At 34.9% G+C, this 17,898-nt stretch carries 13 protein-coding genes and 1 pseudogene; 8 read left to right on the forward strand and 6 right to left on the reverse strand.

The window, feature by feature from the left end; genetic code table 11:
- Positions 1-10 precede the first annotated feature (10 nt).
- Positions 11-2,041 carry a histidine kinase dimerization/phospho-acceptor domain-containing protein gene (locus TYM08_RS01905; protein WP_422381287.1) on the forward strand — a complete coding sequence of 677 codons (2,031 nt, stop codon included), beginning with the start codon at positions 11-13 and terminating at the stop codon, positions 2,039-2,041.
- Positions 2,042-3,199 carry a response regulator gene (locus tag TYM08_RS01910; protein ID WP_422382802.1) on the forward strand — a complete coding sequence of 386 codons (1,158 nt, stop codon included), beginning with the start codon at positions 2,042-2,044 and terminating at the stop codon, positions 3,197-3,199.
- Here TYM08_RS01910 and TYM08_RS01915 read toward each other — a convergent pair.
- From TYM08_RS01915 to TYM08_RS01935, 5 genes are all read right to left on the reverse strand, one after another.
- Positions 3,189-3,686: a tyrosine-protein phosphatase gene (locus TYM08_RS01915; RefSeq protein ID WP_422381288.1), complete on the reverse strand. Its 498-nt coding sequence runs from the start codon at positions 3,684-3,686 to the stop codon at positions 3,189-3,191. The two genes, TYM08_RS01910 and TYM08_RS01915, sit on opposite strands and share 11 nt — an antisense overlap.
- An 83-nt stretch (positions 3,687-3,769) precedes the next feature.
- Positions 3,770-4,843: an ACR3 family arsenite efflux transporter gene (gene arsB, locus TYM08_RS01920; protein ID WP_422381289.1), complete on the reverse strand. Its 1,074-nt coding sequence runs from the start codon at positions 4,841-4,843 to the stop codon at positions 3,770-3,772.
- Positions 4,844-4,845: 2 nt separating this feature from the next.
- Positions 4,846-5,319, reverse strand: a complete 474-nt coding sequence (locus tag TYM08_RS01925; RefSeq protein WP_422381290.1) for an arsenate reductase ArsC — start codon at positions 5,317-5,319, stop codon at positions 4,846-4,848.
- A gap of 25 nt (positions 5,320-5,344) precedes the next feature.
- Positions 5,345-5,680 carry a metalloregulator ArsR/SmtB family transcription factor gene (locus tag TYM08_RS01930; protein ID WP_422381291.1) on the reverse strand — a complete coding sequence of 112 codons (336 nt, stop codon included), beginning with the start codon at positions 5,678-5,680 and terminating at the stop codon, positions 5,345-5,347.
- Between the two features lie 150 nt (positions 5,681-5,830).
- Entirely contained in the window at positions 5,831-6,280 is a 450-nt protein-coding gene (locus TYM08_RS01935; RefSeq protein WP_422381292.1) for an MBL fold metallo-hydrolase, read from the reverse strand.
- A 131-nt stretch (positions 6,281-6,411) separates the two neighbouring features.
- Between TYM08_RS01935 and TYM08_RS01940 the strand changes: the two are divergent.
- Positions 6,412-7,337, forward strand: a pseudogene (locus TYM08_RS01940) (IS30 family transposase).
- Here the strand turns inward: TYM08_RS01940 and TYM08_RS01945 are convergent.
- Entirely contained in the window at positions 7,316-7,687 is a 372-nt protein-coding gene (locus TYM08_RS01945; RefSeq protein WP_422381293.1) for an ATP-binding cassette domain-containing protein, read from the reverse strand. The pseudogene TYM08_RS01940 and the gene TYM08_RS01945 overlap by 22 nt on opposite strands.
- Before the next feature lie 266 nt (positions 7,688-7,953).
- On the opposite strand from TYM08_RS01945, the gene TYM08_RS01950 reads away from it, so the two are divergent.
- From TYM08_RS01950 to TYM08_RS01970, 5 genes are all read left to right on the forward strand, one after another.
- Complete coding sequence (locus TYM08_RS01950; protein WP_422381294.1) at positions 7,954-8,172, forward strand: hypothetical protein; 219 nt, start codon at positions 7,954-7,956, stop codon at positions 8,170-8,172.
- Positions 8,173-8,463: 291 nt separating this feature from the next.
- The gene (locus TYM08_RS01955; protein WP_422381295.1) at positions 8,464-8,886 is read left to right on the forward strand and encodes a tetratricopeptide repeat protein; all 423 of its coding nucleotides are present in this window, start codon (positions 8,464-8,466) and stop codon (positions 8,884-8,886) included.
- 1,020 nt (positions 8,887-9,906) lie between these two features.
- The gene (locus TYM08_RS01960) at positions 9,907-13,086 is read left to right on the forward strand and encodes a DUF1588 domain-containing protein (RefSeq protein WP_422381296.1); all 3,180 of its coding nucleotides are present in this window, start codon (positions 9,907-9,909) and stop codon (positions 13,084-13,086) included.
- Positions 13,087-13,097: 11 nt separating this feature from the next.
- On the forward strand, positions 13,098-14,435 hold the full coding sequence (locus tag TYM08_RS01965; protein ID WP_422381297.1) for a DUF1552 domain-containing protein: 1,338 nt from the start codon (positions 13,098-13,100) through the stop codon (positions 14,433-14,435).
- A 795-nt stretch (positions 14,436-15,230) separates the two neighbouring features.
- The gene (locus tag TYM08_RS01970) at positions 15,231-17,834 is read left to right on the forward strand and encodes a malectin domain-containing carbohydrate-binding protein (protein WP_422381298.1); all 2,604 of its coding nucleotides are present in this window, start codon (positions 15,231-15,233) and stop codon (positions 17,832-17,834) included.
- Positions 17,835-17,898: the final 64 nt, after the last annotated feature.

A 17,898-nucleotide genomic window follows, 5' to 3' on the forward strand; every position in this document is an offset into this window, starting at 1 on the left:
AAATTGATACATGCTAGAGAATGCAAATCAGAAGTTAGAAAACAAAGTGACTAAAAAATCGATTTCAATATTATCGATGTTGATCACCAGTTTTTTATTTGTATCTATTATACCTTTGATTTTATTGATAGCGGTGACATACCCTAGCATCAAACAAGGTTTCGATCAGTCAATAGAAGAAGAACTGATAGAAATATCCACAATTAGCAAAAAATCCCTAGAAAAATGGTTTGATGAATTAACTGATTCGGTAACTTTTGAATCTACAACAAATACAACTCAAAAATTTGTTAGCCAGTTACATCAGTCTTATTTACTTAATAATGCGCCATTAAACCAATATACACGATCCAAATTTTGGCGAAGTTTGAGTGATGAGTACCACGAATATTACACGCATTTCTCATCCATGCATGCTGATTTTTATGACATATTTTTGATTGATATAGACGGAAATATTTTATATACCCTAGCCGGTGAGTCCGACCTTGGTACTAATCTTAATACTGGTATTTATTCTGATACTTTATTTGGCAAAACATTTCGACAAGTCATGCATACTAAGCAAGCAAAATTTAGCGATTTAGAATATTACGCCCCATCGAATAATGTGGTTTCTGGTTTTATTGTCAGTCCAATTATAACATCAAATAATCAAACAATTGGCGCATTTGCATTGCAAATTAATTTTGAATCAGCAATGCAGTTATATTCCAATACACAACATTCTTCCATGGTTAATTATATTGTGAATGCTGATCGTTATTTAAGAAGTTCAGTTAGTGATTTTGAGAACAAAGATATTCTTAAAAGTAAAATTTATAATGAAATTACATCAATAAATTTTAAGGAAATTGAAAAAGAGCTCGTTGCTAAAAGAAATTATGTAGGTGTTAATAATCGCTCGGTAATTGGAGTGGTGCATTCGCTTGATTTATTAGATGTTAACTGGAAATTTGTGTATGAGATTAATAAAGAAGAAGCTTATGATTCGATAAGAAATTTTAAAACGACTTTTTATTGGTTGCTGATTTTATGCCTGGTAATGATTGCGCTACTTTCCTATTTGATAGGTAAAAAAATAAGTCGACCAATTCAACAAATAAGTAACGAAAGCAAAAATAGAACTTCAGGAAAATTTAATCACATTGAATGCGAAAACAGCGCCACTGAAATTAATCAATTGGCGACTAATTATAATGCCATGTTAGATAGGCAAAATAATTATGAAACAATGTTAAAGCACAACCAAAGTATGGCAATAAAGTCGTTACTAGAACTAGAGAATATAAAATTTGCGTTTGACCAGCATTCCATTATTTCAATTACCGATATCAAAGGAAATATTATTTCAGTTAATGACCGGTTTGAAAAAATCAGTGGATACACACAGTTAGAACTCATCGGTCAAAATCATCGTATGATTAATTCAAATTATCATAGCAGTGATTTTTGGCGTGAATTTTATATATGCATCAGTAAAGGCAATATATGGCACGGAGAAATTAAAAACAAAGCAAAAGATGGGCATTATTATTGGGTGCAAAGTACGATAGTGCCATTTAAAGAGGGTTCAGGACGCGTTGAACAATACATAGCAATTCGAACCGATATCACCGATCAAAAACAAATCCAACTTGAATTGAAACAGTCTAAAGAGTTGGCAGAATCGGCCGTCATTGCAAAAAGCGAATTTTTAGCCAGCATGAGTCACGAAATACGCACGCCAATGAATGGTATTCTTGGTATGTTGAATATAGTAAAAAGAACAACATTAACTGATGAACAAAATCATAAAATTGAACTTGCATTAAATAGCGCAAATGGATTACTTGTGATTATTAATGATATTTTGGATTTTTCAAAAATAGAAGCCGGTAAGTTAGATATTGAAGAAATAGAATTTGATTTAATTACATTATTAGGTGAAGTTACTGAATCTGCTGCAACAACAATAAAAAATAAAGATATTAAATTGTTGCTGGATTATTCCGAAGTAGAGCAGAATTTATATATTGGAGATCCAGGGCGCATTAAATAAATTTTATTAAATGTAGTAGGTAACGCAATAAAATTTACTCAAGTAGGAAGTATTCAAATTGTCGCCAAAACAAATGTTGTTTCTAACAATCAATTTAAACTGTCATGTTCTGTTATAGATACTGGAATTGGAATTGAAGGCAATAAAATTGGATTGTTATTTGAAAAATTCACTCAGGCAGATAATTCAACTACTCGAAAATATGGTGGGACAGGGTTAGGGCTTTCTATTGTTAAGAAGCTGACTGAATTGATGGGCGGCGGGGTCAGTGTTGAAAGTGAAGCTGGAGTAGGGAGTAAATTTGAATTTGATGTATTGATTAAAGGTGAAGTTGATTCGCAGTTTAATCAAGATTTGATAGATAAATACTGTGAAATAAAAGTGGCGGTAGTCGTTGAGGATCCCTCTAAGCAAATTAACATTGAACAACAGTTTTCTCGTTTTGCTGTCAATGTGAGCAAATATAATAATTTTAATGATGTGATTCAGAGTGTTGAATCTGAACAGTACGATTTAATATTAATCGATGAAACGTTTGTTATTGATAACAATGGTTATGATGAATTATTGAAAAAAAATAATAATAACTCATTTAAGATTGTTGTATTAACTTCGTTACATCAAAAACAATCAGGTTTGCATTATCAATATAGTTATCCAAAACCTACCATTTTAAAAGATATTATTTATTGTTTAGATTTAGTGCGTAATGTGGATAATAAACAAGGCAACCTGATAATAGAAAATGAACTTATTCAAGATAAGTCAGATCAAGAAAAAATAAAAGTGTTGTTAGTGGAAGATAATTTTGTTAATCAACAAGTCGCTTTAAGTTTATTTGAACAGTTAGATTGCGAAGTCGATATTGCAGAAAACGGACAACAAGCACTTGATATATTGAACAAAAAAATAAATTATTTTGATATTGTATTTATGGATTGTCAGATGCCTGTTATGGATGGTTATACCGCGTCGCATCAAATAAGATTAGGCAAAGCAGGATCTGAAAACTCTGAAATTGTGATTGTCGCACTTACAGCCAATGCCATGAAAGGCGATAAAGAAAAATGCATCGCCTCTGGCATGACCGATTATTTATCCAAACCTATTGATGAAAATGAGTTAACAGAAATAGTAAATAAATACATCAAACGTTAAATTGCTCAATATAAGCCACTTGCACGTCATGGGTAAATGCACTGGGTCTTAAGGATTTAATTGTATCAATGGTAGTTTTAAAATCTGCGCCACGTTCTAATAATATTTTTGCCGCAACCACTCCAGTTCGTCCCGATCCACCTTTACAATGAATCACAATCGATTCGTTATCATTTAAAATGGCGTGAATTTCATTTTGATATTGTTGCCATAATTTTTCAAATACCGCTTCGGGTGCACCTTCATCAACAATGGGTAAATGAAACCATTGCATTTCTAGCTCATCGCAGATTTGACTTAACTCGGTGACAGCTAATTCATAGATCTCATTTTCTAACATTAAAGTAATCGCCGCAGTTGCCCCTGCTTGGTTTAATTCAATTAGAGATTGTTTTAAATCAATATCTTTTGTGCCAGGGCAAGGGGTTAACAATAACTGCCCTGTTGAATTAGGACAATCAATTGAATAAAAAGGATGCTGTTTCATTTTATATTCCTATTAGTAATCAGGCTTGGTTGTGTTCAAGCCTGTTTTTTCTTAAAGCGGTTTGTATTCAAATCTTTTTATTATCAAACCTGTTTATTATCAAACCAATGCCCAGTTCGATTAACGAAAGCAACTAAAGTTAACATGACAGGTACTTCTACTAAGACACCCACAACAGTGGCTAATGCCGCGCCTGATTGTAATCCAAATAATGATATTGCCACTGCAACGGCCAATTCAAAAAAGTTGGACGTACCAATCATGCTTGATGGCGCAGCAATATTGTGCGGCAGTTTTATGAATTTTGCAGCACCGTAAGTGATTGCAAAAATACCATAGGTTTGAATCAATAATGGAATCGCAATAAGCACGATTGCAAGTGGATTGGCTAAAATGGTTTGAGCTTGAAATCCAAATAATAATACAACCGTTGCCAATAATCCTGCGATAGAAATGGGTTTGACTGAATGAATAAATTGATCTAATTTCGTAACAGCTGTATCGGATTCAGGTGAATTGGAGTTAGATAATTGGTCTGTGTCTTTTTTATTATCTAACATTTTTCGAGTAACAATGCCCGCTACTAATGGAATAACCACATACAACACCACAGAAATAAATAATGTTCCCCAAGGTACAGTTACATCACTGACACCTAATAAAAATGCAGTGATCGGCGCAAAGGCAAAAATCATAATAATGTCATTGACCGATACTTGTACCAATGTGTAATTTGCATCCCCTTTTGTTAAATGACTCCAGACAAATACCATTGCTGTACATGGAGCAACACCTAATAAAATCATCCCCGCAATATATTCAGTTGCGGTTTGTGGATCGACAAAATCCACAAACAAAACTTTGAAAAATAACCAACCAAGTAATGCCATCGTAAAGGGTTTAACTAGCCAATTAATGATCAAAGTTAAGATGATTCCTTTTGGTTTTTTGCCAATGTCTTTAATAGATGAAAAATCCACTTGAATCATCATTGGATAAATCATCACCCAAATAAATATAGCAACGGGAATATTTACATTTGCAATTTCTTGAGCGGCAACCCATTGAAATAAACTAGGAAATAAATTACCAAGTAGCACTCCAAAAAAAATGCACAACCCTACCCATAAAGTTAAATAACGTTCAAATAAGCCCATAATTATTTCTCTTGTACTAAGTCATTTAAAATAGATTGACGTTGTTGTTTGGATTTAGACTCAAGATCCAACGCTAACAATGTGTTAATTCTTAGTGTGATGGTCTGCATCACTTGCAAAAATGCTTCACGAATTTCTTCTTCGCTGCCTTCAAGTTTTGAAGGATCAGGTAATCCCCAATGAACTTTAACTGTGTCATTAAACCATATAGGACATACTTCGTTTGCGGCGTTATCGCAAACCGTCACGACAATATCAATATTTTCTTTTGCAAAATCATCCCATGATTGGCTAATTAATCCATCGATGCTGATGCCTTGTTGTGCTAAATATTTTAACGACAGTGGATGAACTTCACCTACTGGTTGACTGCCAGCGCTGTATGCTTGTATTTTTCCAGCAGATAAGTGATTGGTGATCGCTTCGCTTAAAATACTGCGACAACGATTATGTGTACAAATAAATAAAATTTTCATAAATGAACCTTTATTAGAAATAGTATTAGCAACAAGTTGGACGATTTTTCATCGCCTTTAAATTTTTTTGAAATATTTTTAATGATTTTAAATCACTTTGACTGGTTGTATTTAATACATCAAGCGCCCATTTAGGAAGTGTTTTAGCAATTGAGTAATACACCCAATGTCCGCGTTTGGTGTCATCAAGTATTGAGCAATTACGTAATTGGGCAAGATGTCTTGATATTTTAGGCTGGCTTTCATTGAGCGCTTGCGTCAATTCACACACGCATAATTCACCTTCCAATAAAATCAACAAAGTGGCGTGTAAGCGAGTGTCATCAGATAGACATTTGAAAAATTGAGCAGTTTTGATCATTATATTAATGCTTATATGCGAATATCCATATATTCGTACTTTAAGAGAATGGAGTCAAGTTATACTTACGTTTAGTGTCATAATCATAAATTGAATGTCTGTTTAATATATCAATTGAATGTCTGTTTAATACAGGAAACTACTGCTTGATTAGTACTTTTTGCAGTTACTAAAACCTGCTTCAAAATAATCTATACTGAACTCTAAAAGATCCATTGCTAAGTTCACGCCTCGTGGCAGTGGATTATCCATTAAATAACAATCTAGTTCATGACTAATATGAGTTAGATAAATATTAAGGCAATTTAATTGCTTGGTGATTTCTATCGCTTCATTTAAATCGTTATGATTATATCCTTTAAAATTTGGTGGATAAGTGCAATCAATAATTACTGTATCGGCTTTATATTGAATTAAAAAATCTAACGTTTTTTTTGGAATTCCTTTGGTATCACATAAATAAGCTAAGCGCTTTCCTGCATGTTCTATACAATATCCATAGGTTAATTTTGAATGGTTTAATGACACAGCCGTAATGATTAAGTCGTCAACTTGAAATGTCTGAAAAGGGTTTTCTATTTTTTTAAAGCGCGGATTCAAATCCGAAGTGCATCATCTAACAAGGTAGAAAAAGAGGTCAGCTGAAGGTAAGCTCATAATCTTTTTCTCCGGCAAGAGATGAAGTGATTATGAGTATAAACCCACAGCTAACCTATGAATAAAGATGCCAGATCTACGCATTAATTAAAAGTGATTTTTCACAAAGAAAAATTGCAGAAATTATTAATGTCAATCAATCCACAATTAGTCGAGAGCTTAAACGCAACACAGGCGAACGCGGTTATCGGTACAAACAAGCACAGATATTGACTGATAATCGAAGGAAAAATGCTTGTAAACCAACAAAGATGACTAAAGAATTGATCTTAACTATAGAGACTAAAATTAGATTGGATTGGAGCCCTGAACAAATCTCAAATTGGCTTCTTAAAGATGAGGCGACACTCATCAGCCACGAAAGCATCTATATTCATATTTGGAAAGATAAGCGTGCAGGTGGTTATTTATACACACACCTTCGTCGAGTTGGAAAAAATATGATAAACGCCGTAATGGAAAATCAACACGAGGACATATTAAAAACCGAATCAGTATTGATGATCGGCCATCCATTGTTGATTTAAAATCCCGCGTGGGTGACTGGGAGATTGATACCATAATAGGAAAAGGACACAGTGGTGCATTAGTTACTATTGTTGAGCGTAAAACAAAATTTACAGTCGCTGCACAGGTAAAAAGCAAAAGTACAAAAGATGTAACAGCGGCAACAATTAGGCTACTAGAACCTTACAAAGACCTTGTTCACACGATTACAGCAGATAATGGAAAAGAGTTTTCTGGACATGAAGAAATTAGTAAAGCACTTAACGCAGAAATTTATTTTGCGCACCCATATAGTTCCTGGGAAAGAGGGTTGAATGAAAATACAAATGGATTAATTCGCCAGTATTTTCCAAAATTCACTGACTTTAAAACTGTTAAGCAGCAAGAGGTAGATTGTGCGATTAAAAAAATAAATACAAGGCCAAGAAAAATACTGAATTATGAAACGCCATATGATTTAATGCATGAATATCAAGCAGCATTCGCTGCATAGATTTTGATGCACTTCGGATTTGAATCCGCGTTAGTTAAAACAGTGAGTCGATTAACTAAATTAAATTGTTGAAAAATAAAACCAAGTTGTTGGCGAATGACTTTTGATTTTTTAACTGGTTTTCCATTTTTTTGAATTGTTTTCGATAAAATTTCGATTGAACTTTTTTTGCCAGCACTTAAAGGCGTTAATGCACTAATCAAACGTAATAGTGTTGATTTACCCGAACCAGATGGGCCAATTAGAGCAACAATTTCACCTTGTTTAATTTCAAAGCTAATATCGGATAACGCATTTTTATCTTTTCCAAACTGCTTGCTAACATGGTTGAGCTTAATAGCAATAGACATAACCTGATCTCATATTTGTATAAATTACCAACTTGTGTAGACAAGTTTAAAATTTATAAATGACAGTTAGGTGATTGAAATATTAATTTTTAACTACGATTAGATGACAGTTTTATTTTAGAATTGGTTATTCGATATTTAAAGTATTCACAGAGTTTATGTAAAAAGTATAAAGTAGGTTTTAACTGGTTGATGTAAATGCAAAAAATTAGACCCATTCAGGTTGAGTGTGTAAAGTGGAGGATTGCTTCAATTTAGTGACTGTAATGAAAAAATTATTAGATTTATTGTTTTACCGACATCGGCGTTTTAAAGGGCAATCTTATTTTAGGCACCATTTTGCATATTCATTTGGAGTCAATGTGATCTTCTCATTATTGTTAGGGGAGTCGTATTTGTCCTATTTGGGTATCTTTCTATTTTTGATGATAATTGATGTGAGTTTGGCTATTGGTGCATGGTTTTATTATCCTACTGATTTATGATAGAAGATTGAATCTAAAAATGTGAGGTATTCTGTGGTAAGTTCAACCATGATGTTTTTGAGTGTATTGTTTAGCGGCATAGGCATTGGTTATTTTATATATGGTAAAAAGCAAAAAAAGATCGTGCCATTTTGTGTGGGTATAGCGCTGTTTGGTTATACCTATTTTATGCCGAATGTAATTTCGATTATTGTAGTGGGAGTTGTGTTAATATTGCTGCCTAAATTTATTAAATGAAGCACAGAATAACTAAAAACAATATTCAGAAAAATTTAAAGGTAAGCAGTAACTATGATGAACACCAAAATATACAAAGCCGTCCACGATCTGACCGAACAACTTATGTTAGCGGCACAAAAAGAAGATCAAAAAAAATTCGACACACTTTACGCCACATTAAAAGCCATTTGTGAAGATAACGACAACAGTAAAAAAGATCACCCGGTTCAATGGGAAACACTAGGCGATTTCACTGACGATTTTGCACTGGCCGTTGAGATTTATAAAATTGCCCTAAAAAAATCCATTGCTATCCACAGCGATGATCACATCGCATCCGTTGCATACTCAATGGCCACCATGCAACTTGAGCTCGACCAAAAAGACGAAGCCATCAAAAGTTTAAAAATGGCAAAAGAAAGCTCACTTAATATAGAAGACAAACAATTAAAAGCCGAAATACATGACCTACTTTATCCATTAGAAAATGATTAATACCAACACAGATGAATGTGCAGGAAAATACAATCTTACCTGCGCGTGATTCATTGCAAAAAAGCACCCGTAGGTTCCGGATTTATTCGGAAAAAATACCTGTAAGTTTGGGATTCCTTCCAAAAAAACTATCCAAGTCATTAAGAAAAAACAACATCCACACGTCGTCCTCGATATTTTTTTATCGGAGGCCCTGCGACTGTAACTAACCAAACAATTTTTAGTATCTTTAAGTTACGGATTTATTCGGAAAAAACTATCCAAATCATTAAAAAAGAAGGTATTACATATTTTTACCTTGGCGTTCTACAGTAAAATCCAAGGAATAATAATGCCTGAATTTAATGAAGTGCTGAATAATAGGAATGTCAATTTATTTTATTATGTTGTATTTAACTTGAATATTAAATTTAAACACTCGGATTCATCTGTTGAACTTATTCAGAATAAAATTGCATATTTTGCGGAATTTAACTGTTGGATGTCCTTTCTAAATTTTGCACCTTAGTGAAATCCTTTGGACGGGGTAGTTCACTGGTTTAATGCCAGCACGTTAAATATTAATGCAATCATAATGCAACACTTGCCATATTTTGTGGATACGAAAAGATAACATTTTATTATCTAATAATGTAAGCGCTACCATTTTAATCTAGATCTACTGATGTTAGGTATTTAATGGTAAGTAAGTGCTTACTTGTTAGGTTTGTAGAAAATGCCAACTTACGCAGGTTTTTGTTTTTAATTATTATTTTGTAATTAGTGATATAGGTGACACTTCTATTGTTGAAACTGTTCAAATTTGGGTATTTGCTCACATGGTGAAATTTAGCGCAGGCTTTTTAAGTCTCATGGTGGGTATAGTCATTTCGCAGGTTGGTATTGAATTTTTACAGTTGTATTGGTGTTATTTTGAATTTGAAAACATAAGTGGAACATTCAAAAACATCAGTATTCGAAGCGAAAATATGATCATCAATCTTTTAATTAAGCATTAAACTTTTAAATTAGGGTGAGAATATGAAACGAATTGCGTTAGGTGTAATGATCGCAACTTTAGTTGGTTGTGGCAGTGATCCAGAATTAAATTCTGAAAATAATCAAAATTCGATAGGCGCCAGTCCACAAATTAGGGACATGGATAATGATGGAATATCTGATGATCAAGATGCTGATATAGATGGTGACGGATACGCTAATGCTCAGGATATGTTTCCTTTAAATTATTTAGAGTCTGCCGATTTGGATTTAGATGGAATTGGCGATAATTCAGACTCAGATATTGATGGCGATGGGTTTGAAAATAACGAAGATGCTTTTCCATTAGACAAAATGGAATGGACTGATTTAGATGGCGACAAAATCGGCGACAACTCAGATTCGGATATTGATGGTGATAATGTTGTAAATGAAAACGATGCATTTCCAGAAAATAAAAATGAATGGTCGGATATTGATTTAGATGGCATTGGAGATAACAGTGATATCGATAAAGATGGTGACGGTGTTAATAATCAAGAAGATGCTTATCCGAATGATCCCACTCAATTTGAAATAAACAAAGAGCAGGACACTGATAATGATGGTATTAAAGATATTAATGATTCCGATATTGATAATGATGGATTTTTAAATGAACAAGATGCTTTTATTTTTGATCCTACAGAGTGGTCAGATTTAGATGGCGATGATGTTGGTGATAATTCAGATAACGACATTGATGGCGATTTTGTTTTAAATGATAACGATGTGTTCCCATTAGATTTTAATGAAAGCAAAGATACCGATATGGATGGTATCGGGAACAACACAGACAGCGATGATGATAACGATGGTTTTTCAGATGATGAAGAAAAAGCCAAAGGCACAGATCCATTAAATGCGTTAGATTTTCCTGATGATAATCAACCTGTTGATAGTTGTGAGATGGCCGTTGGTGTTGGGCAATTAATTTATGAGTCCGGTTCTGGTTTTGGAAGTTGCCAAGGTTGTCACGGTACTATAAATGAAGATGGTACCTCAACAGGTAATTTTGAATTAGCATTAAAGGACAGTCATTTTTTTGGAACAAAAGGTCATACTGGCGTATTAAACGAATATATATTCGATAATATGGCAAAAAATATTGAGAACTGTGACGAAGAATGTTCGGATAATTTAGCAGCGTTTATGTCAGTACAAATTAATCAGCCTTGGTGTCCTATTATTAAAGGTGAAGGTGAAATAGATCCAAATTCATTACCAGAGCCTGATTATATTTTATTACCAGCTCGAATAGAATCGGAAAATTTTTATAAAAGTTTTGATACCACACAAGAAAACCAAGGGGGGTGCGGGCAAGAGCAGCCTGTCGATTTACAAATTTCTGCAGATGAAATTGGTTTGTGTGATATTGGTTGGACCGCTCCTGGTGAATGGTTAACGTATCATATTAATGTTGAACAAGAAGGTATTTATCAATTGTTTGCTAGCATTGCATCAGCAGGCTCGCAACGAACAATGCAAGTGATTGTGTTAGGTGATGAATCTTTTGAGTTTGAAATTGCCACAGGTCCTGCAAACGGTTGGAAAGAATTTTCAGAAGTGGATTTAGGTTTGCAGAAATTACCAGCAGGTCAATATCAAGTAGATGTGAAAATGATAACAGGCGGATTAAATTTTAATTATTTACGATTTGATTTAGTTGAAATTATTGATATCGATAAAGAGATTACCGATGTGGTATTTGAAAAAGTTGGCAAGTTTGAAGTACCAGAAACGTCATGTAATTTATTGGCGGTTTCAGTTGAAACCCAAGTGACACCCAAGCAATTGAAAAATATTATTAATGATGTGTCTGCACCTTTAGAAATTAATAATATTGATGATTTAATAAACGCAATTCCAAACAATACGAAAAATTCAGTTTTGGATCAGTTGTCATTGGATACGTATTTTAATCTGTTTGATGTGGTTGCTAATCAAACTGCTAATAACTTTGATCAATTACATTTAGATTGCAATGAAAGCTCTGTTCAAAAAAGAGATTGTGCAAATGCCTGGTTGGAAAAGAATGCAAAGCAAGCTTGGGGTCGGACCTTACAAGATGGCGAACGAGAATTAATGCTCGCTGAATTGTTTGATGTTGAAACTAATTTTTATAAAGGCATGAAACAAATCGTATTGGCTACATATTTATCTGCAAATACATTGTATCAATGGCAAGAAGTGACATTAGTGGGTACCAGTGAATTATTAAATGGTCGCACAAAAGCGAAGAAATTAGCTTGGCTGCTTTGGAATAGTGTGCCAGATATTGAATTAATTGATGCTGCAGAATCTGGACAGTTAGCCACTGAATCAGGATTAAAGTTACAAGTTCAAAGAATGTTAAATGACGAAAAAGCCAAACGAGGGTTTGGTGCATTTCATCAACAATGGTTGCATTTAATTGGTGATCCAAGTGAGCAATCTGAAGCAGGAAAAATTGAATTAGATTTAATAGCTGGATTGCTTTTAGAAAACCAAGGTTCGTTTTCAGATATATTTACAACCAATCAAGGTTTTGTCAATGATGTTTTGGCGGATGTATATGGAGTGAGTAAAGTACATGCAAGTAATGTTTACGAGCAAGTTACATTGAATGATCGCCGAGGAGTTTTAACTCGTGCAGCGTTATTAGCCGGAACGTCCTTTGGGTCGTCATCGCCTACCAGACGTGGTGAAGCCATTTCAGCATCGATTTTGTGTGTCGCGATTCCCGAACCACCTGTTGAGGTTCAAGATATGTTTGCAGTTTTACCCGAATTAAATGGCCGTTCATTTAGAACCATGATGGAAGAAACCACAGCTGCGCCATCATGCCAAGGTTGTCATGCCAATATGGATCCATTTGGATTTGCATTAGAAAACTACGACGGGATTGGGCATTTTAGATTGGAGCAAGAAAATGGCGCAATGATCAATTCATCAGTGAACACCAGTCCATTAGGTGTGCCATTTAATGATGCGAGCGATTTAAGTAACGCCATAGCCCAATCGCAAGATGCAATGGCTTGTTATGCAGATCACTGGTTCGAATATGCATTTTTAAGACACTCACAATTAGATGGTTGTGTTAGTCAAGATTTAAAGCAACGTTTTATAAACAGCAATGGTGATTTAATTCAGTTAATTTACGACATCATTGAGAATCCAGCATTCCACTACAGAAAATTCTAAGAGGCGCCGCTATGAATATCAAAAAATTATTAACACGTAGACAAATTCTAGCTTCTGTTGGTGGCATGGCCGCAGTAACTGGGTTAATTCCATTTATTCCAAGATTGGAAGCAGCCGAAGGCGATGCTTCTATAAAACGTTATACATATTGGCATGAATACACCATGCCAGAAAACAGTATTGTGAATGCAAACTATCAAGCAAATACAGGTGCATTAAATTTTAAAAATGATTATGCACCTTTAAATGAAATGTCTGACAAATTAATTTTTCTAAGAAAAATGTCACGAAAACAATCAACCATTATTGTGCAAGGACCTCATCCATTTGGCGTCCAAGGCATTACAGGTTGGCAGGGCAGTGTAAAAGAAAAATACAATCCTAATGCAACGTCACTAGATCAGTTTTTAGCAGAAAAATTATCAGGACAAACCCCTTACAGTGATTTGCGAGCAGGGTTTCGTAACTCTGGTGGACAGGGTGACATTGATATTTCTTCATCGGTTGTTAAGGGAAAACCCATCCCTAGATTTCAATCGCCTTTGGCAATGTATAATTCGGTATTTAAACACTTTAATCCTGGGCTGTCAGAAAGCGACATGCCAGCATCTGAATTATTACGTCAGCGTAAAAGTGTATTGGATTTTATGAAAGCAGACATCGCTAAAATTGAAGCAAAGGTGTCTCATTTTGATAAGCAAAGAATCGATGCGCATTTAACGGCTATACGTAAAACCGAACAAACGCTAGAGGCACAATTGGGTGGTACGAGTAATCGAACATGTGACCTTGTTATGTCACCAGGAGAGTTAGCAGAAAAAGAAAATTTAATTTACCCCGTATATTCGCAGTTAATCACTCAAGCACTTTCGTGTGATATGACACGAGTAGCGGGCATGTGTTTTGGTGGCACAACCAGTAATTTAAAATATTCATTTTTAAATTCATATAGCGGTAAAGGTAATTGGCACAGTGCAACTCATGGTAAAGATAATGGCATCGATTATGTGCACGATGTTTTAAAATTTAGAGCTCAATCGGTTGCTAGCTTTTTAAAAATGTTAGATCAAGTTGAGGAGCCTGACGGTAATACGCTTTTAGATAATACGATTTTTGCATGGTTGACCGATGTGGCAAGAGCGCATAATACAACCGATGACATTCACTGTATTTTAGCGGGAGGAAAAGGTCGGTTTAAAAATCATGGGCAAATGGTGAATGTAGGAAATAAAGACACCTACAATCAATTACAAACATCAATTGCACATTTTATGGGGCAAGAAATTACAGTACATGGCGATCCTAATTATGGTGGAACTGGAGTGTTAAGTAATGGATTGTTTGTTTAAGATTTAATTAAAAAGGACGAATATGGGAGTATTCGTCATTTTAAATTTAAACTAATATTTAATCTTGCGAGCTAATTGTTCAGATAATTTTTTCCTGATAAATATTCGAACCAATCATTTGATCGTTGCTTGTATTAAATAGCTAAAAGTGGATTTTTTTAATTTGCGCATAATTGAGCATTCTCTATCTATTTAAACCAATACGGCTCATACTCATTGAGTTATTAATTATTATCTTAATAACAAACACCGTCCTTCGGTTGGAGCGTGTCGACTCTAGGTTTTATGACTTTATATAGGTAACAAATATCATGAGTAAAGGCCAAGACAGTAAAAAAAGCGATAAGAAAAAACCGCTTTTAACAGCAAAAGAAAAAAAAGCAGTAAAAGCAACCAAAAAAAATGATAAGAATATTTTTGGAAGCTAGTGCATGTTCAGGTCATCGTGTTTTACGATGACCTTTTATATTTTTATTTTAATCCTGCCTGAATCCCGCCTTAAACTTTTAATTATTTCTAAAAATGACACACATCAAAGTGATGCGACTTTATAAATAGGACTTTATAAAAAGTTCATTCAATTTCTTTGGATTGTTTGCCCCTGTTCTTCTGTCTCTGTTCTTCCCACAATTCTTGCATTTGCATAATATTAATTACCTCACTATGTGTTAATTCTGGCTTTTAATGCTGACTGCCTCACGATTGCACAATGTATCGTACTCACTTTACATACATTTTGTAAGCGCTTACATATAATCCGCATATTCTTAACATTGATATAAAGTTGGAGCGATTATGTGCGTAATTTTGGAAAAACAGTTAAAAATGACAGTGGCGCTCGCAAAGAGTATTGCATTAATGCTGCTTATAAGTAGCTGTCAGCCTGCGTCTGAACAGGTTTCGAGTGAAGATTTTGCATCAGATAACACGCATACTGAATCAAACACGCTTTCCCAAACTGATACGTCTGAAAACACCGGTGTTGGCACTGATACACAATCGATGACTGATACATCAACGCTTACCGCTATTGATACAGACACACAAACCCAAACCAATAACGCACCGACGGCAAGTCCTAACATTATTAAAGGCATTATTTGGGCGGCAGCCTCAGATATCGAAAACAATGATTTGAAATATTCTTGGGTAGTGAATGGGTTGGAAATAGGAAGTGCGCAATTTTTAGATGTTTCCAGTGTGACTAATATATTTGGTGAACAAACGGTGGTGTTAACTGTTACTGATTCTGGTGGATTGTCAGTGGTAGAGTCAATTGACGTAATGTTTGCAAGTGATAAAACCCAAACTCAAACCCAAACTCAAACTCAAACCCAAACCCAAACCCAAACCCAAACTCAAACTCAAACCCAAACCAATACATCTACATCTACATCAAATGAAACAGACACTCACACTGAAATAAATATTGACCAAGACAATGACGGTGTAGAGGATTTAGTTGATCAATGTCCAAATACTTCTGGTGCAGTGGTTAGTAATGGTTGTTCGCAAGCACAGTTAGACGCATTAACTCCACCATCTGCTGATGATGATATGGATGGCGTGACAAACACAAATGATTGGTGTGACTTTACTGAAATGGATGCGCCAGTTGATGCAAATGGTTGTTCAGATATTCAGTTAGGTGAATCGTTTTACTTTAATCTTGATTGTGCAAACTGTCATGGTGATACAGGATTGGGTGGCGAAGCAAAACAAATTCAAAGCTGTGGAAAAGTTGATTGCACTAATTTATCGGCATTAACCCTATACAACAAAAATGAAATGCCTCGCAGAGCGCCAGGAGATTGTATAAATGATAATCGTTGTGATGAATTAGTTTCAAAATACATGATCGATAAAATAGTGACATTCACCAATGACGATGACAAAGATGGTGTGACTAATAATGATGATCAATGTGATAACACGCGCTCATTTAACCGAGATAAAGTCGAAGCGAATGGTTGTATGGATATTCCAATGAGCAGTGAAAATACGTCAATGTATATTAATGCGGGTGGTAATAGTTTTGTAAGCAATATAAATGAAAGTTTTATTGCCGATGATTATTTTAACAACGGATCAATTTATACAAGTGCATTAGCCATTGATAACACTGTTGATGATGTATTATTTCAAACAGAGCGTTTTGGAAATTTTGATTACGAAATTCCAATGAAAAATGGCAATTATGAAATTGCATTATATTTTGCAGAAGTGTATTTCACCGAAGCAGGAAAACGTGTGTTTGATTTATCTATTGAGGGGGATAAAAAATTAACCAACTTTGATATTTTTAAAGAAGCTAATGCTATTAATAAAGCGGTATACAAAAAATTCGACATCACAATAAGTGACGACTTTTTAAGTATCACTGTTGATGCCATTACCAATAATCCAAAAATAAACGCAATCAAAATTTATGAAAAAGACAATGTCCCGACACCACCTGTATTGCCTCAAAGTGGTAGACCTTTATCATCTGTAGGCATTGGGCCTTATGGTGGGTGTGTGATTCAACCTAATGGCAAGGTGGTCTGTTGGGGTGGTAATTACATGAATCAAAAATTCACAGAAAACGGTACACAAAAAAATTGTTTTGATAATCCAACACAATGGGGAATAGGCGAGTGTGTAGGTCGTGCTGTAGCGCCCACAAATTTAGGCGAAGTGACGGCTATTGCAGGTACGCATACTTCAGCATGCGTTATTTTAAAAAAACCGACAGCTACAAATAAAGCAATCCGTTGTTGGGGGCCAGAAACTAACCCAACTTATCCAGACATTAATAATCCTATTCAACTATCACATGGTGATCGTCAATCTTGTGCATTAACTTCAGCAGGAGAAATAAAGTGTTGGGAAATAAATATAAATAAAGAAGGTTATACCAATCATGTCGCGCCTAATGGTTTTATTGCTAAATCTGTTTCTAGCGGTGGGCGTATGACGTGCGCAATTTCAGCTGAAGATTCAAGTGTGGCCTGTTTTGGTGACGAAACTAAAACACCACCTGCAGGACTAAAAGCCAAGCGAGTGGAAGTCGGTGGTTGGGCAGGAGACACAAGTCCTGTGCATGCTTGTGCGATTGATTTAAACGACAACGTCATTTGTTGGGGTGATGGTGCTGGCGTAAATGTACCATCAGGATTAAAAGCACAATCTATTACCTCAGCTGAAAAATGGAGTTGTGCCGTTAAATTAAATGGTACCGCCCAATGCTGGGGGGCGTTTTCAAATGCACCAAGTGGTAGTGATTATAAAGAAGTATTTGCACAGCGTGATGCGGGGGTGTTAATTAAAACGGACGGCACGGTTGTACAGTTTAAAGATTACGGGACTAATAAACGCATTGATATGCCAGCCAATTTAAAAGTCAAATTGGATGATTAGTGTTGAACAGACTTTAAAAAAACGGCAGATTGAATCTGCTGTTTTTTTTGCCTGCGATTTATAT

Origin of the sequence: Marinicellulosiphila megalodicopiae (genome assembly GCF_045862395.1) — a bacterium.
GTDB lineage: Bacteria > Pseudomonadota > Gammaproteobacteria > Pseudomonadales > Natronospirillaceae > Marinicellulosiphila > Marinicellulosiphila megalodicopiae.